We start from the raw sequence: 22,065 nt of genomic DNA, 5'->3' as shown, positions 1-22,065 counted from the left end.
TGCCTTGAAAATTTTAAAGGATATATGCGGGTGTAGTTCAATGGTAGAATGTCAGCCTTCCAAGCTGAACACGTGGGTTCGATTCCCATCACCCGCTTTTTTTGCCCAGATAGCTCAGTCGGTAGAGCAGAGGACTGAAAATCCTCGTGTCACTGGTTCGATTCCGGTTCTGGGCATTTGACCAATATGCGCGAGTGGTAGAGTGGTACTATGTCTCCTTGCCAAGGAGAAGGTCGCGGGTTCGATTCCCGTCTCGCGCTCTCTAAGAAAAGAAAGAAGCCTGATTTGCAGGCTTCTTTTGTTTTACGATGACCTTTTGGCTAACTGGGATTTATTGGAGAAGGGCGAAAAAACTTTTACTATTGAGCCTTTAAAATAGGGGGGGATATGTTACAGCCTGAATTATTGAGCGTTTCTCCTAAGGACGACTATAAGCTTTTGCTTTTATACGAAAACGGGGAAAAGAAAATCTTTGATGTCTCGCCATACATAAGCGGGGCGTGGTACGGGGAATTAAAAGACCTTGAAACATTTAAAAAAGTAAGGGTTGCAAACCATACCGTAGAGTGGGAAGGCGGCCAGGATATCGCACCGTATGAATTGTATAATAATTCCATCAGTGTATAGAAATGTTTTGCTTTCTATAACTATCTGTATCACAAGCAATAAAGTTTTGAAATTCGCCGTCTTCTAAACTTAGCTTTTTAGAGGGAGTCGGAATGGGAGTGCTATTGTTCTCATAGCTTACTAATGTCATAGCGAGAACATCCTCAGCCATATCAAGAGCATCTACTAAATCATCCCCACAGGTGTAACAGCTTTCTAAGTCAGGAAAGTTTACGGAAATTTGTCCATTTTCTTCAGGTGTAAAAACTGCAGGATAAACGTATTTCATTTTCTTTCTCCTCTTTTTATTGCGCTATCAAGTATCTTTGCTTTTCTCTGTGCCAACATAGTTCGATAGAAATCTTTTTGAATACCTGAAATATATGGGGTGCTCTCAATAATAGCATTAATTTTATCCATATTGATTCTAGGATAAATTCGTTTAAGCGCCTTTAAACAGGCAATATTATCGGTAGTATTTAGAAATTCAAAATAATTAATTTTTCTATCTTTATACTGAATTGCTGAATTTGGAAAGACATAAATTCTATCGTTCATTTCCCTTTCCGAGGAAAGGATATTTTTCATGCCGGCTTCAGTGAGACTAGGATATAAGGAAGAGCCACAGTCATACACGGGAGCTAAGTGTATGCTCCCTTTTGCCCTATTAATAAGAAATCCCCAATTCCCATTATGTCTGTCAACATTTCTAATGAAAGCATCTACAACGAACATATCCCAAAAACGTTCTTCAAGCAGTTTGCAGGATATGACTTCTTGTGTTTGTATAGTTTCTAAAATACCATCCAATTCAGTACTATATCCACTCTCTGAATTACAAAGAATCGAATTTTTGAGGGAAGCAAAATCCTTTAATGCAGAGCCATCCTCGGTAAAATCCTTGCAGGCTACGGCAAGCGTATCTTTATATGTTCCAAGAATGGTTTTCTGGGTATCTATCCCTAAGCTTTCATAGATATGGCAGGAAAGATATTCATTGATAGAACTATTATCATTATCCTGCTTCAAGCTGTTTCTAACGAAGGAAGGGATCTTCAGCATATAGGTTTCATTATTATATTGAATGCCTATTTTCTTCCCATTTGCACCTCCATACCAAAGAAGTTTATTCACCGGACAATTCGTAAAGTCAATCGACATGTTCGTCGTCCTCCAAAATGATGCCTAAGTACTTTTTTCGTAAAAACCTTGCCTGTTCATCAGATATTACGTAACTGTATAGGGCAGAATTTATGGATCCGTAGACTTCTCCCCAAAGACAATCCAGGAGACTTGAATTTTCTTCTACTCCTTTTACGTATGCTTCTATATCATTTCGCAAGTATCTTGGAAGGGTCATTTCCCAAATTTCTTCTTTTGTCATTCAGCCTCCTTTCAAACAATCTTTCCCTATAGCGAAAATGGAAATTATAGAGCATAACTTCTATAATTCCCATTTTTTAAGTTTTAACGAGATATCCATTCCATCCCGCGATTGAACCAAGGAATATCATATTCCTTAATCTGTAAATGCTTGTTGTTTAGATTGGCAACTTTTTTGTATCTGACGGTATTATCAAAAAAAGCTACAGAGTCGCATAGGGGTGCTACGTCTTTTAGCATTTTCAGAGAGGCTTCATAGCGCCTTCTGATGTCTTCCTCTTTGATGCCGTGGCCGCCTTCCGTGACTCTTTTTGCCACCCGATCAATAGCCAGTTCGGGACTTTCCAAACCGATGTAACACATTTTCACGAAAAATCCCTGCTCCTTCGCAGCTTGGATGGTCTTTACAATGGAAATACCGGAGAGAGTAGTTTCCTGGTTGAAGGAAGTGCCGGATTGAATACAGCGATTGATTTTATCTACGGCAATGCGCATGGATTTAAACTGTGCTTTTTCGTCTCGCCAGTCCCAGCCGTTGCTAAACAAGATTTCGTCCGCATTGATCCGCTCTCCGAGCTCTGCCTGCTTCAGCAAGGTGTATAATGTGGACTTTCCGGCGCCGTTAACGCCTGCAAAGATTGTATATCTCTTATTGTTTTCCATTGGCCTGTTCTTTCCTTTTCAGTAGCTCTTCCTGTTGTTCCTGAAGAAATAATTCAGATAGGGTCATATAGAGCTTGAACTCCTCGGCATTTTCAAAATCGATTTCGTCAAACAAAATCATATTTTCCGGAGATAGTGTTTCCCGACACTGCCGGTATAAATGCTGCAGCTTGTCCTTCAAATCGCTATGCTTTTCGGGCATCGTTTATCCTCCTCCCTATAAAGTAAAGTGGATGACTTACAATAATTCCTTCACCATCCTTTGCAATAGCGGCACATTCCTCTCCATAAACCAGGGATTTTTCTTAATCCATCCATAGTTTAGAGGGCTGGGATGTACCAAAGGAAAATTCAAGATTTCCGAAGAAGTCTGTCCAGACAAAAGAGAATTTGTCCCATTGTCCTTTTCCCATGCTTCTCCGTAAGGATACAGCAAGTCCTTTAAGGGGAGCTTTGCTCCCTTCGAATCATAGTGGGCAATGGCGTATTTTCCAATCAAAATTCGAAGCTTCACCTTAGGGAGGAGAGAGGCTACCGCGTCATGGTATTTTCGCATAAAGGGGCGGGGAGGCAAGTCACCACCCTTTCCTTTTCCCGGATAGTAAAAGTCTATAGGGATAATGGAGATGGATTTCCCATAAAAGATTTCTTCGGAAATGCCCATCCACTCCATCAGGCGTTTTCCGGAAAGGTCGTGGAAGGGAATACCGGATTCCTCCACCTTCCTGCCGGGAGCCTGTCCCACCAGAAGAATCTTAGATTCTTCATGGAATTGGAAAATGGGAGGGACGTCCCGTTCTGTATAGCTTTGATTTTCCGGAAGAGCTTTGATTTCCTCAACAAGCGCTTTCAGTGCTTTATTATTCTGTGCCATAAGCTAAGCATCCTCCAATTCTCAAAAAATAAGCCAAGCCCATTTTTCTTATGCAATCCCGTTTAAATCATAGTCCGCAAGATATTTCGCCGCGGTATCGCAGATTCCTCTAAGGCAGCTCTCCTGGAATGGACTTTCCAGACCGGCGTTCTTTAGGAGCTTTGTGAAAACCACGGAACCGCCCTGCTTGGTGTACGCCATGTAGTGCTGCCAAGCTTCCTTTTGATCCTTCTGAATCATGTTCCAGAACTGGAGAGCCACGGTTTGTGCCAGGCAGTAGTCAATGTAGTAGAAGGGAGAAGAGTAGATATGGTGCTGTCTCTGCCAGCCCTCTCCCTCACTATAGAAAGGAATTTCTCCATCCAGCTTGAACCAGGGCTGATAAATCTGTACCAGCTCCTTCCATTTGGCGTGTCGCTCTGCAGGGCTGAGATTCGGGTTTTCATACACGATATGCTGAAAATGATCCACCATGGTGCCATAAGGAATAAAGCATAAGGCGTCTGCCAAGTGGGAGTAATTGTATTTTCCGGCATCCTCCCCGAAGAACTCTTCGGAAAATGCCTCTGCAAAGAATTCCATGGACATGGAGTGGACTTCACAGGCCTCAAGGCTTGGCCAAATGCACTCATAGGGTACCCGATTTCGGTTCAGGTAAGCGGCAAAGGCGTGGCCTGCCTCATGGGTGATGACCTCAATATCATGCTGGGTGCCGTTAAAGTTGGCAAAGATGAAGGGCGTCTTGTAGTCCTGGAAGGAGGTACAATATCCCCCACCCTGCTTGCCCTTGGTGGAGAGCAGATCCATTAACTCATCATCAATCATGTGATTGAAAAATTCTGACGTTTCCGGAGAAAGCCAGTCATAGAACTTCTTTCCGGAAGCTACGATTTCGTCCGGATTTCCCTTCGGCTTCGGATTTCCGGAGCGGAATTCAATGGCCGCATCCGCATAGCTTAGGGGATAGGATTTTCCAAGCCGCTCAGCCTGTCTTTCGTAAATCTTTGCGGCAACGGGCACCACATACTTCTGCACAGCCTCACGGAACTTTTGCACATCTTGCTTGTCGTAGCAGTTTCTTCTCATCCGGTAGTAGCCAAGCTCGGTAAAGTCGGTATAGCCCAGCTTCTTCCCCATTTGATCCCGAAGATGCACAAGCTTGTCATACAAACGGTCCAGCTCTCCCTGATTGTCCTTATACCACTGTCCTTCCGCCTTCCAAGCGGCCAGTCTTCTGGCATCGTCTTTGTCATTTTTAAAGGGAGACATCTGGGAAATGGTGTAGATTTTTCCTTCAAAGGGAATCTGCGCACTTGCCAGAAGCTTTTCATAGGCGGTGGTCAGCTCATTTTCCTCCTGCATCATGGGGATGATTTCCGGGGAAAATGTCTTTAAGTCGATTTCTGCATTCAAGAAGAGAATGTTTCCGTATTTTCTGGCAAAATCATCTTTAAAGGGAGACTCTAAAAGGGCCTTGGTCCATTCCTGATTAAATTCCTGAATCTGAGGATAGGCATTGTTCCAATAGTTTTGTTCCTCATCGTAGAATTTATCTTCCGTATTAATGGAGTGGCGAACCAGGGCAAGGTTGCACATGGTAAATACATGGCCTTGCAGCTTTTCATTTTCTAAGAAAAGAGCCTCCGCCTCTTCGAAATCCTTGGCTTTCTTCAGCTTTTGAATCAGCGCCTTCATTTCCTCTTTAATGCTTTCCACGGAAATGCGCTCATAGGGCATATCTTTAAATTTCATTTTTTATCCTCCAATACTCAGACCGACATCATAAACACCTTGATAATAAGACGATTTTTTTGGTAGGTCAATGGGAAGGGAATTTCATCGGGGCTGATGGAGAAGCCCGGAAGAATTGTGGCGGGCAGAGGAGTGCATGTTTGGAAAGCGTTAGTCAGTGTATAGACAAGGAGATATCGCACACTTTGCGAGGGATAATCGATATAAGCAAAAAAATCACCCGGACCCGAAGGCCCGAGCGATTGGAGGGATAGCATAATGAAATCTATAGTTTCCTGAATTGCTTTTATATTTAGCTTTGTAAGTGCAGTATGCAATTTGATTTTAGGAAAAGCCTTATAACTTGAACTTTGCCAAAAGCTCTTCCATGGTCTGCACTTGATCAAAAAGCTTGGCGCTGCTGGCAGCGGACTCTTCCGCAGTAGCGGAGTTATGCTGTACCACAGCGGACACCTGTTCCAGACCCTGAGCAATTTCTTCCACTGACTTGGACTGGCTTTGAGAAAGGCTTGCAATTTCCGTAATCTTTTCGTGCATTTCCTGAGAGCGCTTTACAATCTGTGCCAGAGACTTTGCGGCTTCCTCGGTCATCTGAGAACCGGTTTCGATGGAACGCACGGTATTTTCAATGAGAGCGGTGGTGTTCTTTGCCGCCTCTGCGGACTTTCCGGCAAGATTTCTAACTTCATCCGCAACCACAGCAAAGCCTCGGCCGAACTCTCCGGCTCTTGCCGCCTCAACGGCTGCATTTAAGGCTAAGACATTGGTCTGGAAGGCAATGTCGTCAATGGTGTGAATGATATTGCTGATTTCCTGAGCGGTATGGTTCATTTCGCTCATGGAGTCATTTAAGGCATTCATTTGTGTACTGCTGGACTCCAGCTCCGTCTCTGTGGTTTTGGAAAGGAGAGCGGCATTTTCCGCATTGTCTGCATTGTTTCGTACCTGATCGGATACGGCCTGAATGGTAGCGGAAAGCTCTTCCAAGGAGCTGGCCTGTTCAGCGGCTCCTTGAGAAAGCACATCGCTGCCATGGGAAACTTCCTTGGCGGAGGCATTGACCTCTTTAGAGGCATTTTCAATTTCCAATAAGGTGCTCTTCAGCATGGACTGGATAGTCTTCAAGGAATCGCAGATGGCGGAATAATCTCCCTTGTACATCTTCGGGCAAGCGGCTTCATCCTGGAAATTTCCGGCAGCCATATTGCCTAAACGGCTTACGATATCCGCAATAACGGACTTTAAGTGGGCATTCATATCCTTAATGGCCTTTACGGTGCTTCCCACCTCGGTTTCATCTACGGGAAGAGCCAAATGGGTATTCATCAGCTCACCCTGAGAAAGTCCCAGCATACAATTTTTGATAGCAAGGAGAGGCTTCATCAGCTCTGTCCGAACGAAGAACACGGTTATGAGTACGAAAATAATGGTGGGAATCAGGAGGAAAAGGCTGAGAAATTGGGTCAGGGCCGCCATTTGTTCTGCAGCATGACTCTCTCCCTGGGTTCTTTCCGCTACCTCATCATAAAGAGTGTCATAGTCATCGGAAACCGCCTGCTCCTTCTCCTGATAGTCCTTACTGTAGAGTAAGTCCAAGGCTCCCTTAAGATCTCCCTGTTCCACCATGGTAAAGGACTGCGCCTCTAAACCGGCAAGATAGGTAGAGGCATCGGACATTCCCTTTAAGGCGGCCTCTTCGGACTCGCTTAAACCGTATTTATGCATGACCTCCACGGCATTTTCCCGGTTTTTATCCACGGTCAGTTCCTTGTTGTAGGCATCCAAATAAGCCTTATCGCCTGTTGCGGCATAGGCTCTGGAGGTTTTACTCAGGGTAACACTACCATCGGAATAGTCTCCGGCAGCCACGGTTAATTCAAACTGCTCCTTTATAAGTTCTGTAGCTTTTTTGCTTTGCACCTTATTTACTACACCGGCAAATGCGGTAAGGAGCAAAAGCAGAATACTCCCAATCGAAAAAAAGGCTAATTTAGTGGACTGGTTCCATCTCTTTTTCATAATCCCCTCCTAGGATGAGTCCAATATCTTGGTCTTCATTGTTTTTGCATACTATTCTGCATACTAACAGTTTAAGATAATGGTATTTTGCTTACGGTTCTGTGTAAGTATTAGATTATCGGCAAGATACAAAATTAATTAAGCTCTAAACTAAGACAAAGGGTAAATAAGAACAAATATTATTTTTTAGAGCTTTGTTTAAAATATACAAATAGATGAAAAGGGAAAGAATCTTTCCGTCTATAGAAAAGCCCTTAGGAATGGGGTATACTAAAAAACAGAACAAATAGAGGTTAAAGGCAGAAAGCAATGTCACAAACCCTCAGCAGAACAAAAGGATAAGACATAAAGGAGGCAGAAGATGGCTTGTACAACGATTTTGGTAGGAAGAGAGGCATCCTACGACGGGTCCACTATGATTGCAAGAAATGAGGATTCCGGCTCAGGATCATTTTCCCCTAAGAAGTTTATAGTGGTGGAACCCAAGGACCAGGGCGAGACTTATACCTCGGTACTGTCCCATGTGACCATTCCCCTTCCCAAGAATCCCCTTCGCTATACCTGCATGCCCAATGCGGTGGCAGGAGAAGGCATCTGGGGAGCAGCAGGGGTAAACAGTGAAAATGTTTCCATGACCGCAACGGAAACCATTACCAGTAATGAGCGGGTGCTTTCCGGAGACCCTCTGGTAGTGTATAAAAAGGCGGAAGATGGAGAAGAGGAGCAAATCGGCGGAATCGGTGAAGAGGATTTAGTTACTTTGGTGCTTCCTTACATTCACTCCGCTAGAGAGGGTGTGCTTCGTTTAGGAGAATTACTGGATCAGTACGGAACCTATGAGATGAACGGCATTGCCTTTTCCGATTCTGAGGAAATCTGGTGGATGGAAACCATTGGCGGACATCACTACATTGCCAGAAGAGTGCCGGACAATGCCTATGTGATGATGCCAAACCAGCTGGGTATCGACTACTTTGACTTTGAAGATGCCTTTGGGCAGCAGGAGGAATACATCTGTTCCAAGGATTTAAAGGAATTTATCAAAAAGAATCATTTGGATCTGCGCTTTGAAGACGAAATCGAAAAGACCGGGGGAGACTGGATTAATCCAAGAGAGTGCTTCGGCTCCCATTCCGATGCGGACCATGTGTATAACACCCCAAGAGCCTGGTATATGGCAAGATATTTTAACCGCAATACCTTCCGTTTCGAAGGGGAAAATGCGGAGTTTACCCCGGAATCCGATGATATTCCCTGGTGCTTATGCCCGGAATTAAAGATTACGCCGGAGGATGTAAAATATATTCTTTCCGCACATTTCCAGGGAACTCCCTATGACTGCTACGGAAAATACGGGGAGGAAAAGGAAAGAGGAAAGTACCGCCCCATCGGTATCAGCAGAAATAATTTCCTAAGCCTCACCCAGATTCGTCCGAATGTGCCCAAGGAATATGCGGTTTTGGAATGGGTTTGCTTCGGCTCCAATACCTTCAACGCCTTTGTGCCCTTCTATGCCAATATCGATAAGACTCCGGAATACTTTGCCAATACGGAAAAACGGGTAACCACGGAAAGCTTCTACTGGGCAAATCGCATTATCGGCGCTTTGGCAGACAGCCAGTACAGCCACTGCCGCTCCCATATTGAACGCTACCAAAGCAAAGTACCCACCAAGGCTTATACGATTATGAAGGCCTTTGAAGAAGAGCTGGAAAAGCACGGAAAGAAGAAAAAAGGAATTTCCTCTTTATTAGAAGAATGCAATGCAAAGATAGCGGACATGGTAAAGAAAGAAACCGAAGACGTACTGGATAAAGTACTCTATGAAGTCAGCTGCCAGATGAAGAACGGCTACGGCAGGTCGGATGCTTAAAAGCCTATTAACAAAGAACTTTTTTGGGGAAAAGCCCTACTCCCCTTGCCAGTTCTTCGGCTTTCCCCTTATAATAGGTGGGAAAAAGCCATTTTATAGTAAAGTTCCGAAATATCGGAAGCAGAGAGGGGAAAAATGATTGCAGCAAGTAATGTAACCTATCGTGTAGGGAAGAAGGCCCTTTTTGAAGAGGTCAACATCAAGTTTACGGAGGGGAACTGTTATGGGGTAATCGGTGCCAACGGTGCCGGTAAGTCCACCTTGTTAAAGATTTTATCCGGAGCCTTGGAGCCCACTTCCGGTGAAGTCATCATTACCCCGGGACAGCGTTTGTCCGTATTGGAACAGGATCAGTTTAAATATGATGCTTACCCTGTGCTTAGTACCGTAATCATGGGAAATAAGCGCCTGTATGAAGTGATGCAGGAAAAGGATGCGCTTTACGCAAAGGCGGATTTCTCCGACGAGGACGGTATCCGTGCAGCAGAGCTGGAGGGAGAATTTGCCCTGATGGACGGCTGGAATGCGGAGTCCGATGCGGAGACCATGTTAAACGGCCTGGGAATCGGCCCGGAGCTTCACCACAAGATGATGAACGAGCTAAAGGGTTCCGAGAAGGTGAAGGTACTTTTGGCTAAGGCACTTTTCGGAAATCCGGACATCCTGCTTTTGGACGAGCCGACCAACCACCTGGACTTGGGCTCCATCGAATGGCTGGAGGACTTCCTGATTAACTTTGAAAATACCGTGATTGTAGTCAGCCATGACCGTTACTTCTTGAATAAGGTTTGTACCAATATTGCGGATATCGACTACGGAAAGATTACACTCTTTGCCGGAAACTATGATTTCTGGTTTGAGTCTTCTCAGTTGATTGTTCGTCAGCAGAAGGAAGCCAACCGAAAGAAGGAAGAGAAGATCAAGGAATTGCAGGAATTTATCCAGCGTTTCTCGGCAAATGCTTCCAAGTCCAAGCAGGCGACTTCCAGAAAGCGTGCTTTGGAGAAGATTGAGTTAGATGACATTAAGCCATCCTCCAGACAGTATCCCTATATCCAGTTTAAGCCAAACCGTGAAATCGGAAATGACGTTTTGGAAGTGAACAACCTGACCAAGACCATTAATGGTGTAAAGGTTTTGGACAATATCAGCTTTATCTTAAATCGTACCGATAAGGTAGCTTTGGTTGGTCCTAACGAGCTGGCAAAGACCGTACTGATGCAGATTCTTTCCGGAGAAATGGAGCCGGATTCCGGAGACTATAAGTGGGGATTAACCACCAGCCAGTCCTATTTCCCGAAGGACAATACCAAGGAATTTGATTCCGAGGACACCATTGTGGAATGGCTTACCCAGTATTCTCCGGACAAGGATACCCAGTTTGTAAGAGGGTATCTAGGAAGAATGCTCTTTAAGGGAGATGACGGCGTAAAGAAGGTCAACGTCCTTTCCGGAGGAGAAAAGGTTCGTTGTATGCTTTCCAAGATGATGATTTCCGGATCCAATGTCCTGATTTTGGATGAGCCTACAGACCACCTGGATATGGAAGCGATTTCCGCCTTGAACGACGGTTTAAAGAACTTCCCCGGCGTTATCATTTTTGCTTCCCGTGACCATCAGGTTGTGGAAACCACTGCAAACCGTATCATGGAAATCATTGACGGAAAGCTTATTGATAAGCTCACCACCTATGATGAGTACCTGGCATCCGATGAGGAAATCAAGAAGAGATTTACCTTTACTCTCTCCGAGGAAGATGCAGGGGATAACTAAAACAGGCTTAAAAAGATGTCATAGAAAAAAGCTCAGACCATATGGCCTGAGCTTTTTGAATAACCATCTTGGTTCTATAATCAACAGGTTTTGCCTTATGAGTCGATTCTCTTTTATAGGACTCGTTTTGTCCTATAAGTATGCTTTTCTAAATATTTTTCATTCCTTCGTCACTTTCAGCTTTTGCACGGTTAAATGTCCGAAAATACTATGGGGATTTTCCTCTGCAACGATGCGGTAAGAGTACTTTCTGGCTCCCCCCTCAATGAAGACGAAAGCGAATTTTCCTTTTACAATCCATTTTCCATCTTCGAAAATAATGCTTTCTGTATTAAAGTAAGGCTCTTCCGCTCCAAAGTCCCCTACTCCGAAAATAGCAGTATCTTTATTGATGAGATTGTAATTTTCGCCACCTTTGATAGTGGACTCCCAGGCTTTATCACTAACATCTAATCCCAATAAGTCTTCCAGCACTTGCCTATAGCTATCCCAATCCAAAGCAATCGCTTTCTCTCCATCAGAACGGACTGTTCTAAAATATTTTGCCGCAAAGTCCGGAAAATTGCTTTCCACATAATAGGGGCTGGATAGAACCGTTAAAATTAGATTTGTCTGTTCGGTAGTTGGCTGTTTTTCTGTAAAATCAACTGAGAAACTATTTTTCTCGTTAAAGGGATCAAACATTCCATAGTGGATGGAAGCAGCTAAATAAGGTAAGACATTGGCATCCACGTTAGGAGTATTTACAAGCTTTGTTGCCGGAAAATAAAGCTCATCAAAAATCCATTCTCCACTGGAGCTTACCAGATATCCATCTGGTGTTTTTTGATTTAGCAGGCAATAACCCTCTGCATCAAAGTAGTAGCAGTAGGCAATGTGATTGCCATCCGCATCAATCCATTGCCAGGTATTTTTGGGGTAGCTTCCGTCATCATTTTGATACCAATAACCTTTGGCATCCTGCTTCCAACTTCCTGCAAAGCAAACAAAGGATAATGTAAGAGTAAAGAGGACAGAGCAAAGCAAGAGGGGAAAGAATTTTTTGGATTGTTCCATAACGATATTCTCCTTTTGAAAAATATTTAACTGTAGCAAGAACGATTCTGTGGAAAACCTAAGAGCGGATAAATGTTGGAGATTTTACGTCAGGATTTTCCGAACAGAATTATATTGTAATGATTATAAAGAAAATAAAGCATTAGTGCAATAAGGTATATAAGTTTAAAAATGAAGCAAAATTTACTTTTGCAATAGTATTTGGCATAGAATGTATATATGCTAATATACAGCTATAGCTAGGGAATGAGTAGAGGTAATGTGATGAAAGAATCGGTAGAAAACAAACTGAATAACATTCATGAACTGGAATTTACCCTATTTTGTATTGAAAGTTTAGCAGAAGCTTTGCATAAGGATGGAGCAAGTGTTTATCAGGGGCTTAGCAGTGGAAAAAACTTTTTGCAGAACTATATCATACCGGAATATGAGGTGCTTCATACGCAAGGAAAAGAATATATCCTTCAGGAGCTTTTGTCTGTGATGAAAGAATGGGGGGTGAAGCTATGATTCTCTATCATGGTTCCAATTTGGCTATTCCCCAACCGGATATTTTACATTCCAGACCCTATGTGGATTTTGGCAGGGGATTTTATGCGACTCCGTTGAAAGAGCAAGCAGAACAATGGTGTAAGCGTTATAAACGGCAGGGGAAAGAAGCTGTATTGTCCATATATTCTATGGATGAAAGGAAAATGGCCGAAAGAAAGCTTTTGTCTTTCGATACCTATTCTTTGGATTGGCTGGATTTTGTAGTGAAGTGCAGGAGTGGACAGGATAAAAGTGACTACGATATTGTGATTGGCGGAATTGCAAATGACAAGGTGTTTAATACAGTAGAGCTTTATTTTGACCATTTGATTGATGAAGAAGAGGCAATAAAAAGGCTTCGTTATGAAAAGCCTAACATCCAGTATTGCTTTCGTACAGAAGAGGCTCTTTCTGTATTGCATTATGAAGGGAGTGAAATCCTATGAATGCCCATCCCGTTCTTTTACAAAAAAAATACGCCCGCATTATAGCAGGCTTTGCAGAGAAAGAAAAAATGTCTTTAGAAAATGCCTTGGATTTTTTTTATAAATCTGAGCTGTATCAACTCATTAGCCAAGGCATTTCCGATATGCATTGCAGAAGTGACTTATATCTGATTGATGAGTTGGAAGAAGAATATAAGGATTCTCAAAGAAAGTAGTAACGCTATTCCTTCCACTGCAAATGATGTAATGCCCCTTCCTTACTTAAGAAAGGAAAATCCTGCTGCCGGAGGGCTTCATATAAAATGATGGCTACAGAATTGGAAAGATTTAAGGAGCGAGCCTCCTCCAACATGGGAATGCGGATACACTGTTCTTCGTTGTCCACCAGAATTTCCTCCGGAATGCCTGCGGATTCCTTTCCGAAGACAATGTAATCATTGGGAGAAAAGGAGACCTCCGTATGGGTTTTATGAGCCTTGGTGGTGGCGTACCAAACCTTGGGAAGAGCAATACTTGTCTTGGGAGCGTTTTCAGAGGCGACATTTTCAGAAAGAGTATTTTCCGAGGAAGTTTCTCCCATCGCTTTTTCCATTTCCTTTCTTTCCTCCTCCACACCTGCCATAAATTCCTCATAGGAAATATATTCCCGAAGCTTTAACAAAGGCCAGTAATCCATGCCGGCTTTTTTGATATTTTTATCATTCAAAATAAAACCGTAGGGCTTAATCAGGTGCAGGGTACTTTTGGTTGCCACGCAGGTTCTGCCGATGGCTCCGGTATTAAAAGGAATTTCCGGTTCATGTAAAACGATATTCATAAAGTCTCTCCGATTCTATCCATTATCTTTATGGTTCAGCGTATAATATTCTTGGTGATTTGCAGTTCACAGGACTTAGGAACCAATCTTTGCCGCCACTTTTTTGGCAATGGAATCCGCCAGGATTTTCTTTTTCTTTGCGGCATCCTCTTCCTTTTCGGAAGCAGAACCTGCCGAGTGCGCACCCTCAATAGCCAAATGTCCGATAGCCTGATATTTTACGGTCTGGTATTCATTTTCATTGCTTTTCCAGTTGGGGCAGTGAGAACGGCTACCCTCCTGCCACATCTTGGCAATTTCATCTTCATCAAATTCGGCCATGCACTCATAGTCTTCCTCTTCATCGTCAAAAGCCAAATTTCTGCATAATTCACATTCACACATGGACTAAACCTCCAAACTTTTCTTCATCGTTGCTTTCTTTGCAGCAGTCTTTTTCTTTCCCACTGTCTTTCTTTCGCCTACAGGCCGCCAGGTCTCCGGATCCTTCTTGCTGGAAGGGCAGAGGTCCTGCAAATAACATTCGCCGCACTTGGGATTCTGAGAAGTACAAAGGGTCCTTCCCAAGGCAATGATGTGGGTGTTCCAACGAATCCAAAACTCCTCCGGAAGATGCTCCATGAGCTGAAACTCTACCTTGGTGGGATCCGGGGAATCCGCCAGTCCCAAACGGTTGGAAATGCGCTTCACATGGGTGTCCACCACGATAGATGGAATATGGTAAATGTTTCCTAAAATCAGATTTCCGGTTTTCCGTCCCACACCGGGAAGGCCGGTTAAGGCTTCGATATTCCGGGGAACTTCTCCTCCATATTCTTCCACCAGCGCTTTGGCGCAGGCCTTCATATTTTTGGCCTTGTTATGATAGAAGCCGGTGGAATGGATATCCTCTTCCAGCTCCTTTAAATCACAATCGACAAAGGCCTGCAAATCTTTATATTTCACAAAAAGTTTTTCCGTCACCATATTTACCCGGGCATCGGTGCATTGGGCACTTAAAATGGTGGCAAAAAGCAACTGCCAGGCATTTTCCGCCTCTAAAAAAATCATGGGCCGGTCCCCATAATGGGCATCCAGCCTCTTCATGATTTCTCGAACTCTCATTTCTCTTTTTTTCTTTGATTCAGAACGAATAAACATTATTTCCTGTATTTCTTTCTATTGATATTTTTTTTAAAATGTACCCGAAGATACCGAAGGGAGAAGCTTAAAATTCAATGGTGATGCTTCTTCCGGTAGGTTGATAGGGGTAATAGCGTACACCGGCAGCGTCCAACATTCTCTTGGAAGCCTTTACCGCAGGAGTATCCGCATACTTATCTTCCCAGTATACCAAAGTCTTGATGCCGGATTGGATAATGGCCTTTGCACACTCATTGCAGGGGAAGAGGGTAACATAGATGGTAGCCCCCTCTAAAGAACCGCCCCTATAATTTAAAATGGCATTCAATTCCGCATGGGTTACATAAAAATACTTGGCGTTATAGGGATCCTGCTCTGCCTTCATTTTCGCCCAAGGAAAAATGTCGTCTGAGCAACCCTTTGGGAAGCCGTTGTAGCCCATGGAGAGAATCTTATGATCCGGGGAAACGATGCAGGCTCCTACCTGGGTGGAGGGGTCCTTGGAACGGTGGGCGGATAGCGTACAGATTCCCATAAAATACTCATCCCAGGAAATCGCGTCCTGCCGCTTTTCATTTTCACTCATAGAAAACCCTCCTTTTCATCGAAAAAACATGTATTCTTTAGGCTCTAATGATAGCAAAAGGCAGGGGGAATGGAAAGAGCGAATTCAAAAAAGAAAATAAGAAAAAGATTAAAAAAGATGTAATGATAAACACTATATATTTTAAGTTCTGTCCGATAGGATAAATGCTAATAATTAGGGAAGCCTTATGCAGAAAGAGGAAAATGACCAAAAGGAAGGCTTCTGCGGAAAATGATGCTGCGAACAGGGACAGTGAGGAGGTCATAGATGAATCCATACGAAAACAAAAGCTTAAAGACTAAGGGCATAAAGCTACTGCTGTTCTTGCTATTTCCCCTTCTTTTCAGTCTGCAAAGCTACGCCTCTCCCATAAAAGGAGACAGGAGAACCGCCTTAAGCTTCGGAGAAAATGGAGAATATCTGGATGCGGAGCAATATGCCAAGGATAATCCGGATGTGCTGGAGGCCTACGGAATGAATCCCTCCGCCTTTTGGAGTCATTACCTGCATTTCGGAATTAAGGAAGGACGGCGTGCTTATGGTCTGGATGCCTCTTCTCCCGAGGCAGTGGCAAAGCTTAAGGTCTTCACCGTGGCGGAGCAGATTTGCAATGACGCCATGAGCGACAGGGAGAAGGTGAAGGCGGTTCATGACTGGATTATTCAGCAGACCAAGTACGATATTGAGAACCAGAGAAGACGAACCATTCCGGAGGATTCTTACCATATCGAAGGCGTGATGCTGAAGGGAGTTGCAGTATGCAACGGCTATGTGGAAGCCTTTGATTATTTTATGGAGGTTCTGGGCATTCCCCATGAGGTTGTGGTAGGAAAGTCCGTTGGCAGAAGCGGTGCAGTAGGCAGCCATGCCTGGAACAGGGTTTGGATTGACGGAAAATGGCTTTCTGTGGATTGTACCTGGGATGATCCGGTGACGGAGGATGGAGAAAATCAGATTATCGACAAATATTTTCTTCGAACAGAGGAGGAAATTGCCGGCAACCATATCACAGAAAAAATTTTCAAAAATTATCAAAATAGAAAAGTTAAATCCTAAAGTATTTCTGACGAATTTAATAACATTTTGGAGAAATATTGAGAATGCCGATGGATTATGTTAAGATTTCTCTCGGAAAAGAACTTTTTAAGAAATAATACAAACAAGTGAATTTCTAAGGAAGAGTACTGAGAAAGTAAGTACGGAAGTAAAGGAGAGAAAGATGAAAAGAATGGGAAGAAAAGGAAGTCTTTTGGCATTGGGATTGGGAGCAGCTTTACTGGTATCTGCCATTCCCGCAGTAGCGGCACCATTAAACACAGAAGGAAGCTGGAAGCAGGAAGCGGGACAGTGGTCTTTCGTAAAGCCTGACGGAAGCAAGTATCAGGGTTGGATTTATACTGACGGAAGCTGGTTCTTCTTAAAGGAGGACGGCACTTTATTCTCCGGTTGGCAGAAGAATGATGCCGGAAAATGGTTCTTTATGAGTACTTTACACGACGGTACCTTCGGAAAGCTTCTTCAGGGCTGGCAGTGGGTAGGAGGATATTCCTACTATTTGCAGGAGGAAGAAGGCCCTAAGTTCGGAGAGCTTTTGGTTTCTTCCGAGAAGGACGGCTATAAGGTAGATGCTGAGGGACATTGGGTAAATGCTGACGGCACTCCCGTATATGAGGCCGGAAAGGGATATCCTTCCGTAGAGCAGAAGCAGAGCGCAGAGGCGGCAGCAAGCACCACTCCCACAAAGACCATTATCAGCTTCTCCGGCGGCGGAAGCAGTTCCGGATCAGGAGGGGCAGGAGGCGCAAGCGGCAAGAAAAATGGCGCTAAGGCCAGCAGCTCCAACCTTCCAAAGCCTGTAGCTTCCGGTTCCAACCTGGTAGCCAGCGGTTCCAATATGGGACATTAAAAAAGGTTTTTCAGAAGAAAAATTTCCCGGAATAGTAGTTTTTAGAAAGGACAGGGATGTCTTTTCACGGGGAGATGGCTCGCAGACAGAAGAGCCCTTGCAAAAGGGATTTATATCATGGACGATGAGAAGCAGAGCATAACATCTCCTCGCATTTAAAAGAGGCTATATAAAAATCAAAATAGTTTTTTTACGCAATATAGGTCTGAAGCCGGGGCACGCTCCCGCTAGCTTAAACCTGTCATATTGAAGGACTGTATTTATTATAAAGATAAGCTCTAATGCAGTATGGGTCTATAATCAGGGCACGCTCCCGCTAACCTCGCCTTCGTAGCAGTACTAACTTCAAGCTTCGCTTTGCTCGCTTTCAGTAAGTACTGACGGGCTCAGATTGCCCCTATTATAGACCCATACTGCATTATTCGCTTCAATTACTGATTTTTACAGTCCTTCACATCGCCGGATTTTCGCAAGTACCGTTGGGCTCAGACTACCCCATTTTAGACCCATATTGCTGAAAACATTCATTTATTTTGATTTTGTAGCCTCTTTTTTTGTGTAAAAAAAGACTACTCCAACTATTTATTGCAATTTTCTTCTGTGTAGAAAATTGAGAAGGAATGGCTAAAATCCACTGTTTTTTTCTCCTTACACCAAACTTACACCGACCTTGGTGTAAGAAAATGTAAGTGAATGAGCTATACCTTCATGTTAAAGTCCAAGAGAATAAATAGCTTTTACTTTTGAGTAAGCTATGTAAAGATGTTCTATTCATGAAAACAAAAAAAGGAAGGTAGAAGATGAGGAGACAGGATGTAAAAAAAGCCATGAAAGTTTTAGCGGCAACCATGCTATGCACAGGAGCATTTGCTCTTACAAGCTTTGCGGGCAACTGGATTAATGATGCAAATGGCTGGTGGTACAACTATGGTAACGGCAATTGGCCCTCCAGCAGCTGGCAGTGGATTGACGGAAACAACGACGGCATTGCAGAGTGTTACTACTTTGATCGCATGGGCTATTGCATGATGAATGCGACTACACCGGACGGATATCAGGTGAATGGCAGTGGTGCATGGGTAGTGAATGGGGTGGTTCAGACCAGAAATATGGGAAGTGGGCAGGCTGGAAATCCTGTGAAAAATACTTCCCAAGGTAGTAGCCAAGACGATGAAAAAAGCGAAGGAAGAAGCGGCAAACAGGGCGGATTGACCTTGTATAATGCTACCCCACTTTTGAATCACGCCGAGAAAAAGGATAGTTTAGTAAGTAATCGGGAGAATAAATCCTATACCAAGTGCTTTAGATTTTGGGATGGAGAATATATAGAGTTTGATAACTCTGCCGGATATACCCATCTTAAGGCAACTGTTTTTCCGGTAAAAAGATGGGATGGTTGGTATGGGGACGATCGCATGCTTTTACAGGTGCTGTCCGGAGAGGATGAAGAGTTTTATGCAACGGATGACATCTATTATGACACCAAAGCCTTTGATATCGATGTGGATATTTCCGGCTACGAAAAGGTAAGAATTAAGGCAATTTCAGTAAATGACGGAGATTACATCGGTTTAGCCAACGCTCGTTTTGAATAAGATAGTTAATGGAATGGGAAGAGAAGATTTTTTATGGAAAATAGATGAAAAGACAGGATATTTGTAAAGTAAGGAAATACCTGCTTAGTACTCTGATTTTGACCGGATCCTTCTTGACTAAGCAATGACGCACAAAGACAATATTTACTAAGAACTGTTAAAACCAAAACAATCCCTTTTCCGATCTGAAAATTCATATCGGAAGAGGGACTATTATTTTATAGACATTGGTTGGAATCATCGGTAACATTTGAAAATGTTAGCGATGGTTCTTAATGGGTATCGCCCGGAAACTGCGCGATATTTTGTTTACATTTCTTTCCGTATTGCTCTGAAAATTGCCTTGGCAATCTCCACGAACACAATAATGCTTACGGAAACACCTAAAACCATAGCCCACTGTACAAGGCTTGGAGGGGTTACATCAAAGAACTGATTGATTCCCGGAGTAACGATTACGCCTAAAAGCAGGAAGGCGGAAAGCAGTGCTGCACCGTTTAAGTAAATATTGTCCAAAGGATTTCCATTGAATAGGGAGCGGAAAACGGACTTTACGTTAAAGGCATGGAAGAGCTGTAACAGTCCCAAGGTGGCAAAGGCCATGGTCTCGGAGAGGTTTTCCTCGTGGAAATACTGTCCTGCCATCCAATAGATGAAGAGCGTCAGTCCACCCTCTAAAACACCCTGATAAAGAATGCTTTCCAGTACGCCGTTAGAAAGGAAGCTGGAGCTCTTTTCTCTGGGCTTTCTCTGCATTACATCCGGCTCAGCCTTTTCCATTCCTAAAGCGATAGCCGGGAAAACGTCCGTTACCAAGTTAATCCAAAGGATATGTACCGGCTGTAAGATGGTCCAGCCCAAAAGGGTTGCCACAAAGAGGGTAATCACTTCTCCAAAGTTTGCGGAAAGCAGGTACTGTACCGCCTTTTGAATATTGGAGAATACCTTTCTTCCTTCTTCAATGGCTACCACAATGGTTTCAAAGTTATCATCCGCCAGCACCATGTCGGAAGCACCCTTGGAAACTTCCGTACCGGTGATTCCCATACCTACACCGATATCCGCCTGCTTCAAGGCAGGAGCATCATTTACCCCGTCACCGGTCATGGAAACAATCTTGCCGTTCTTCTGCCATGCTCTCACAATTCGAACCTTATGCTCCGGAGAAACCCTGGCGTAAACGGAAATCTCCGGCACCTTTTTCTCCAGCTCCTTATCGGACATCATTTCCAGCTCGGCACCGGTTAAAACATGCCCACGATTATCCTCTCCCATAGGAAGAATGCCTAAACGCTCGGCAATGGCCTGGGCGGTTTCCGCATGGTCGCCGGTAATCATTACGGTACGAACGCCGGCGCCCTTGGCTACGGAAATCGCTGCCGCCGCTTCCTTACGCTCCGGGTCAATCATGCCCACAAGACCGGCAAAAATCAGGTTTTGCTCCACTTCCTCGGAACGGGGAGAGTCCGGTACGGAATGACAAATCTGATAAGCTCCCGCCAGAACACGAAGGGCCTCTCTTGCCATTTTGGTATTTTCGGAGAGAATGGTTTTTCTATCCTCCTCTGTTAAGGGGCGAACTTCTCCATTTTCCACGATATGACTGCAACGCTGTAAAAGCTGGTCAGGTGCACCCTTGGTGCAAAGCAGGAATTCTCCGCCCATGGGGTGGAAGGTACTCATCAGCTTTCTGCTTGAATCAAAGGGCAGCTCCTGCACACGAGGGTACTTGCTCTCATTTTCCTGAAGAGGAAAATGTTGATCTAACGCAAACTGTACCATAGCGGTTTCCGTAGGATCGCCAATCAGCTTTCCCTCTGCATCCAGCTTGGTGTCATTTGCCAAAACAAGACTGCGAAGGAGGGGATTATCCACAGGAATTTCCGCGTTGCGGTCCTGTGATTTTCCGTCAAAATACACTTTCTCAATGGTCATCTGGTTCAGAGTCAGGGTTCCGGTTTTATCGGAGCAGATTACCTGGGTGCCTCCCAGAGTCTCCACCGCCGGAAGAGTACGCACCAGAGCCTTTCTCTCCGCCATAGAACGGGTTCCCAGAGAGAGGATGATGGTGGAAATGGCAGGTAAGCCCTCGGGAATAGCAGCTACTGCCAGGGAAATGGATACCAAAAGCATATCGGTAATGGCTCTTCCCCGAAGCAGACCCACCACAAAGGTTACTGCGGCAATAATCAGAATCATAATGGTTAAGCTCTTTCCCAAACGGTCCTGATCCCTTTGTAAAGGGGTCTTGGTCTTTTCCGCATGGGCCAGCATGTTGGCGATATGTCCCACCTCCGTATCCATACCGATGGCGGTAACCACTGCCACGGCACGGCCATAGGTTACATTGGTACCGGAATAAACCATGTTTTTCCGGTCGCCGATTCCTGCATCCTCTAAAGTAATGGGGGCAATGTCCTTATCCACGGGAACGGATTCTCCGGTAAGAGCCGCTTCCTCCACCTTCAGGGAGTTGGCTTCCAAGAGACGCATATCTGCAGGAACAATATCTCCTGCCTCCAAAAGCACGATATCTCCCGGCACCAGCTCATGGGATTTGATGGTTTCCACATTGCCGTTTCTGCGAACTCTGGCATCCGGAGAAGCCATTTCCTTTAAGGCATCGATAGCCTCCTCCGCCTTTGCCTCCTGAATCACCCCCATAATGGCATTTAAAACCACCACCAAAAGGATAATCACCGCATCATGCCATTCATGGCTGGCAAAAAGAGAAACAGCGGCAGCAGCCAAAAGGATGATAATCATAAAATCTTTAAATTGCTCTATAAATTTTTCTAATAGAGAAGAGTGCTTCTCCACTTCCAGAGCATTACTGCCGTACTCTGCCTGTCTTTTGGCTACATCGGCAGAGGAAAGTCCTGTTTCCACCGGACTTTCTACGGCTCTCAGCAGCTGGGCTATCTCCATTTGATAAGCCTTGTCCTGCCATACTTTTCTTGTGCTTTTCTGTTCCATGTTTTGATCCTTCATTTTCCTTTACCCTTTCTCCCTAGGTTTTCATAAGAGGCAAGTACCTGATTGCTTCTAAAAATGAGATAGCCT

Annotated in this window: 23 protein-coding genes and 3 tRNA genes; 12 read left to right on the top strand and 14 right to left on the bottom strand. The window is 44.2% G+C overall.

Annotated elements, in window-relative coordinates; translation table 11 throughout:
* The first annotated feature begins 26 nt into the window (after nt 1–26).
* The 4 genes from RYO92_RS07305 (at nt 27) to RYO92_RS07290 (ending at nt 627) form a co-directional block, all read left to right on the top strand.
* Nucleotides 27–97, top strand: a tRNA-Gly gene (locus RYO92_RS07305).
* 6 nt (nt 98–103) lie between these two features.
* Nucleotides 104–176, top strand: a tRNA-Phe gene (locus tag RYO92_RS07300).
* A 12-nt stretch (nt 177–188) separates the two neighbouring features.
* Nucleotides 189–260 (top strand) — tRNA-Gly (locus tag RYO92_RS07295).
* A gap of 127 nt (nt 261–387) precedes the next feature.
* A complete protein-coding gene (locus RYO92_RS07290) occupies nt 388–627 on the top strand; it encodes a DUF2442 domain-containing protein (protein ID WP_315369961.1) in 240 nt (79 codons plus the stop codon).
* Here RYO92_RS07290 and RYO92_RS07285 read toward each other — a convergent pair.
* The 8 genes from RYO92_RS07285 to RYO92_RS07250 form a co-directional block, all read right to left on the bottom strand.
* Nucleotides 617–895, bottom strand: a complete 279-nt coding sequence (locus tag RYO92_RS07285; protein ID WP_315369960.1) for a type II toxin-antitoxin system HicB family antitoxin — start codon at nt 893–895, stop codon at nt 617–619. The two genes, RYO92_RS07290 and RYO92_RS07285, sit on opposite strands and share 11 nt — an antisense overlap.
* Nucleotides 892–1,767 carry a HipA domain-containing protein gene (locus tag RYO92_RS07280; RefSeq protein WP_315369959.1) on the bottom strand — a complete coding sequence of 292 codons (876 nt, stop codon included), beginning with the start codon at nt 1,765–1,767 and terminating at the stop codon, nt 892–894. The genes RYO92_RS07285 and RYO92_RS07280 overlap by 4 nt, the downstream gene beginning before the upstream one ends.
* Complete coding sequence (locus RYO92_RS07275) at nt 1,757–1,990, bottom strand: hypothetical protein (protein ID WP_315369958.1); 234 nt, start codon at nt 1,988–1,990, stop codon at nt 1,757–1,759. The genes RYO92_RS07280 and RYO92_RS07275 overlap by 11 nt, the downstream gene beginning before the upstream one ends.
* Before the next feature lie 83 nt (nt 1,991–2,073).
* Nucleotides 2,074–2,652, bottom strand: a complete 579-nt coding sequence (locus tag RYO92_RS07270) for a zeta toxin family protein (protein ID WP_315369957.1) — start codon at nt 2,650–2,652, stop codon at nt 2,074–2,076.
* Complete coding sequence (locus tag RYO92_RS07265; protein WP_315369956.1) at nt 2,639–2,854, bottom strand: hypothetical protein; 216 nt, start codon at nt 2,852–2,854, stop codon at nt 2,639–2,641. Before RYO92_RS07265 ends, RYO92_RS07270 begins: the two co-directional genes overlap by 14 nt.
* A gap of 36 nt (nt 2,855–2,890) precedes the next feature.
* Nucleotides 2,891–3,526 carry a uracil-DNA glycosylase family protein gene (locus RYO92_RS07260; protein ID WP_315369955.1) on the bottom strand — a complete coding sequence of 212 codons (636 nt, stop codon included), beginning with the start codon at nt 3,524–3,526 and terminating at the stop codon, nt 2,891–2,893.
* A 48-nt stretch (nt 3,527–3,574) separates the two neighbouring features.
* On the bottom strand, nt 3,575–5,278 hold the full coding sequence (locus RYO92_RS07255) for a M3 family oligoendopeptidase (protein WP_315369954.1): 1,704 nt from the start codon (nt 5,276–5,278) through the stop codon (nt 3,575–3,577).
* A gap of 336 nt (nt 5,279–5,614) precedes the next feature.
* The gene (locus RYO92_RS07250; protein ID WP_315369953.1) at nt 5,615–7,297 is read right to left on the bottom strand and encodes a methyl-accepting chemotaxis protein; all 1,683 of its coding nucleotides are present in this window, start codon (nt 7,295–7,297) and stop codon (nt 5,615–5,617) included.
* Nucleotides 7,298–7,658: 361 nt separating this feature from the next.
* Between RYO92_RS07250 and RYO92_RS07245 the strand changes: the two genes are divergently transcribed.
* Together RYO92_RS07245 and RYO92_RS07240 are read left to right on the top strand one after the other, a co-directional pair.
* A complete protein-coding gene (locus RYO92_RS07245) occupies nt 7,659–9,170 on the top strand; it encodes a C69 family dipeptidase (protein ID WP_315369952.1) in 1,512 nt (503 codons plus the stop codon).
* Between the two features lie 135 nt (nt 9,171–9,305).
* On the top strand, nt 9,306–10,943 hold the full coding sequence (locus RYO92_RS07240) for an ABC-F family ATP-binding cassette domain-containing protein (RefSeq protein WP_315369951.1): 1,638 nt from the start codon (nt 9,306–9,308) through the stop codon (nt 10,941–10,943).
* A 159-nt stretch (nt 10,944–11,102) separates the two neighbouring features.
* On the opposite strand, the gene RYO92_RS07235 is transcribed toward RYO92_RS07240, so the two are convergent.
* Nucleotides 11,103–11,999, bottom strand: coding sequence for a hypothetical protein (locus RYO92_RS07235; RefSeq protein ID WP_315369950.1), 897 nt, complete (start codon nt 11,997–11,999; stop codon nt 11,103–11,105).
* Between the two features lie 264 nt (nt 12,000–12,263).
* Here RYO92_RS07235 and RYO92_RS07230 point away from each other — a divergent pair, with 264 nt between their 5' ends.
* From RYO92_RS07230 to RYO92_RS07220, 3 genes are read left to right on the top strand one after another with little or no spacing between them, the layout of a single operon-like run.
* A complete protein-coding gene (locus RYO92_RS07230; protein ID WP_314670695.1) occupies nt 12,264–12,509 on the top strand; it encodes a DUF3791 domain-containing protein in 246 nt (81 codons plus the stop codon).
* Nucleotides 12,506–12,976, top strand: coding sequence for a DUF3990 domain-containing protein (locus tag RYO92_RS07225; protein WP_314670696.1), 471 nt, complete (start codon nt 12,506–12,508; stop codon nt 12,974–12,976). The genes RYO92_RS07230 and RYO92_RS07225 overlap by 4 nt, the downstream gene beginning before the upstream one ends.
* Nucleotides 12,973–13,191, top strand: coding sequence for a DUF3791 domain-containing protein (locus RYO92_RS07220; RefSeq protein WP_040649623.1), 219 nt, complete (start codon nt 12,973–12,975; stop codon nt 13,189–13,191). Before RYO92_RS07225 ends, RYO92_RS07220 begins: the two co-directional genes overlap by 4 nt.
* A gap of 5 nt (nt 13,192–13,196) precedes the next feature.
* On the opposite strand, the gene RYO92_RS07215 is transcribed toward RYO92_RS07220, so the two are convergent.
* The 4 genes from RYO92_RS07215 to RYO92_RS07200 all read right to left on the bottom strand — a co-directional run bounded on the left by RYO92_RS07215 (nt 13,197) and on the right by RYO92_RS07200 (nt 15,501).
* Entirely contained in the window at nt 13,197–13,793 is a 597-nt protein-coding gene (locus RYO92_RS07215) for a tRNA (cytidine(34)-2'-O)-methyltransferase (RefSeq protein WP_314670699.1), read from the bottom strand.
* A gap of 75 nt (nt 13,794–13,868) precedes the next feature.
* The gene (locus RYO92_RS07210) at nt 13,869–14,177 is read right to left on the bottom strand and encodes a DUF6472 family protein (protein WP_315369949.1); all 309 of its coding nucleotides are present in this window, start codon (nt 14,175–14,177) and stop codon (nt 13,869–13,871) included.
* Nucleotides 14,178–14,180: 3 nt separating this feature from the next.
* Entirely contained in the window at nt 14,181–14,933 is a 753-nt protein-coding gene (gene nth / locus RYO92_RS07205; protein ID WP_007158223.1) for an endonuclease III, read from the bottom strand.
* Nucleotides 14,934–15,000: 67 nt separating this feature from the next.
* Entirely contained in the window at nt 15,001–15,501 is a 501-nt protein-coding gene (locus RYO92_RS07200) for a deoxycytidylate deaminase (RefSeq protein WP_314966089.1), read from the bottom strand.
* A gap of 267 nt (nt 15,502–15,768) precedes the next feature.
* On the opposite strand from RYO92_RS07200, the gene RYO92_RS07195 reads away from it, so the two are divergent.
* The 3 genes from RYO92_RS07195 (at nt 15,769) to RYO92_RS07185 (ending at nt 19,002) form a co-directional block, all read left to right on the top strand.
* Nucleotides 15,769–16,557: a transglutaminase domain-containing protein gene (locus RYO92_RS07195; protein ID WP_315369948.1), complete on the top strand. Its 789-nt coding sequence runs from the start codon at nt 15,769–15,771 to the stop codon at nt 16,555–16,557.
* 163 nt (nt 16,558–16,720) lie between these two features.
* A complete protein-coding gene (locus tag RYO92_RS07190; protein WP_315369947.1) occupies nt 16,721–17,407 on the top strand; it encodes a hypothetical protein in 687 nt (228 codons plus the stop codon).
* An 800-nt stretch (nt 17,408–18,207) separates the two neighbouring features.
* Nucleotides 18,208–19,002 carry a hypothetical protein gene (locus RYO92_RS07185; protein WP_315369946.1) on the top strand — a complete coding sequence of 265 codons (795 nt, stop codon included), beginning with the start codon at nt 18,208–18,210 and terminating at the stop codon, nt 19,000–19,002.
* Nucleotides 19,003–19,311: 309 nt separating this feature from the next.
* Here RYO92_RS07185 and RYO92_RS07180 read toward each other — a convergent pair whose 3' ends face one another.
* A complete protein-coding gene (locus RYO92_RS07180; protein ID WP_315369945.1) occupies nt 19,312–21,993 on the bottom strand; it encodes a cation-translocating P-type ATPase in 2,682 nt (893 codons plus the stop codon).
* Nucleotides 21,994–22,065 lie beyond the last annotated feature (72 nt).

The organism is Oribacterium sinus (assembly GCF_963553175.1).
Lineage (GTDB): Bacteria > Bacillota > Clostridia > Lachnospirales > Lachnospiraceae > Oribacterium > Oribacterium sinus_B.
The sequence above is the reverse complement of the archived record's forward strand: the minus strand, read 5'-3'. Positions and strand labels throughout refer to the sequence as shown.

Excerpts from the sequence above, each read along its gene's own strand:
- RYO92_RS07290 (WP_315369961.1), top strand. The coding sequence starts at position 388 with ATGTTACAGCCTGAATTATTGAGCGTTTCTCCTAAGGACGACTATAAG.
- RYO92_RS07285 (WP_315369960.1), bottom strand. The coding sequence starts at position 895 with ATGAAATACGTTTATCCTGCAGTTTTTACACCTGAAGAAAATGGACAA.
- RYO92_RS07280 (WP_315369959.1), bottom strand. The coding sequence starts at position 1,767 with ATGTCGATTGACTTTACGAATTGTCCGGTGAATAAACTTCTTTGGTAT.
- RYO92_RS07275 (WP_315369958.1), bottom strand. The coding sequence starts at position 1,990 with ATGACAAAAGAAGAAATTTGGGAAATGACCCTTCCAAGATACTTGCGA.
- RYO92_RS07270 (WP_315369957.1), bottom strand. The coding sequence starts at position 2,652 with ATGGAAAACAATAAGAGATATACAATCTTTGCAGGCGTTAACGGCGCC.
- RYO92_RS07265 (WP_315369956.1), bottom strand. The coding sequence starts at position 2,854 with ATGCCCGAAAAGCATAGCGATTTGAAGGACAAGCTGCAGCATTTATAC.
- RYO92_RS07260 (WP_315369955.1), bottom strand. The coding sequence starts at position 3,526 with ATGGCACAGAATAATAAAGCACTGAAAGCGCTTGTTGAGGAAATCAAA.
- RYO92_RS07255 (WP_315369954.1), bottom strand. The coding sequence starts at position 5,278 with ATGAAATTTAAAGATATGCCCTATGAGCGCATTTCCGTGGAAAGCATT.
- RYO92_RS07250 (WP_315369953.1), bottom strand. The coding sequence starts at position 7,297 with ATGAAAAAGAGATGGAACCAGTCCACTAAATTAGCCTTTTTTTCGATT.
- RYO92_RS07245 (WP_315369952.1), top strand. The coding sequence starts at position 7,659 with ATGGCTTGTACAACGATTTTGGTAGGAAGAGAGGCATCCTACGACGGG.
- RYO92_RS07240 (WP_315369951.1), top strand. The coding sequence starts at position 9,306 with ATGATTGCAGCAAGTAATGTAACCTATCGTGTAGGGAAGAAGGCCCTT.
- RYO92_RS07235 (WP_315369950.1), bottom strand. The coding sequence starts at position 11,999 with ATGGAACAATCCAAAAAATTCTTTCCCCTCTTGCTTTGCTCTGTCCTC.
- RYO92_RS07230 (WP_314670695.1), top strand. The coding sequence starts at position 12,264 with ATGAAAGAATCGGTAGAAAACAAACTGAATAACATTCATGAACTGGAA.
- RYO92_RS07225 (WP_314670696.1), top strand. The coding sequence starts at position 12,506 with ATGATTCTCTATCATGGTTCCAATTTGGCTATTCCCCAACCGGATATT.
- RYO92_RS07220 (WP_040649623.1), top strand. The coding sequence starts at position 12,973 with ATGAATGCCCATCCCGTTCTTTTACAAAAAAAATACGCCCGCATTATA.
- RYO92_RS07215 (WP_314670699.1), bottom strand. The coding sequence starts at position 13,793 with ATGAATATCGTTTTACATGAACCGGAAATTCCTTTTAATACCGGAGCC.
- RYO92_RS07210 (WP_315369949.1), bottom strand. The coding sequence starts at position 14,177 with ATGTGTGAATGTGAATTATGCAGAAATTTGGCTTTTGACGATGAAGAG.
- nth (WP_007158223.1), bottom strand. The coding sequence starts at position 14,933 with ATGTTTATTCGTTCTGAATCAAAGAAAAAAAGAGAAATGAGAGTTCGA.
- RYO92_RS07200 (WP_314966089.1), bottom strand. The coding sequence starts at position 15,501 with ATGAGTGAAAATGAAAAGCGGCAGGACGCGATTTCCTGGGATGAGTAT.
- RYO92_RS07195 (WP_315369948.1), top strand. The coding sequence starts at position 15,769 with ATGAATCCATACGAAAACAAAAGCTTAAAGACTAAGGGCATAAAGCTA.
- RYO92_RS07190 (WP_315369947.1), top strand. The coding sequence starts at position 16,721 with ATGAAAAGAATGGGAAGAAAAGGAAGTCTTTTGGCATTGGGATTGGGA.
- RYO92_RS07185 (WP_315369946.1), top strand. The coding sequence starts at position 18,208 with ATGAGGAGACAGGATGTAAAAAAAGCCATGAAAGTTTTAGCGGCAACC.
- RYO92_RS07180 (WP_315369945.1), bottom strand. The coding sequence starts at position 21,993 with ATGAAGGATCAAAACATGGAACAGAAAAGCACAAGAAAAGTATGGCAG.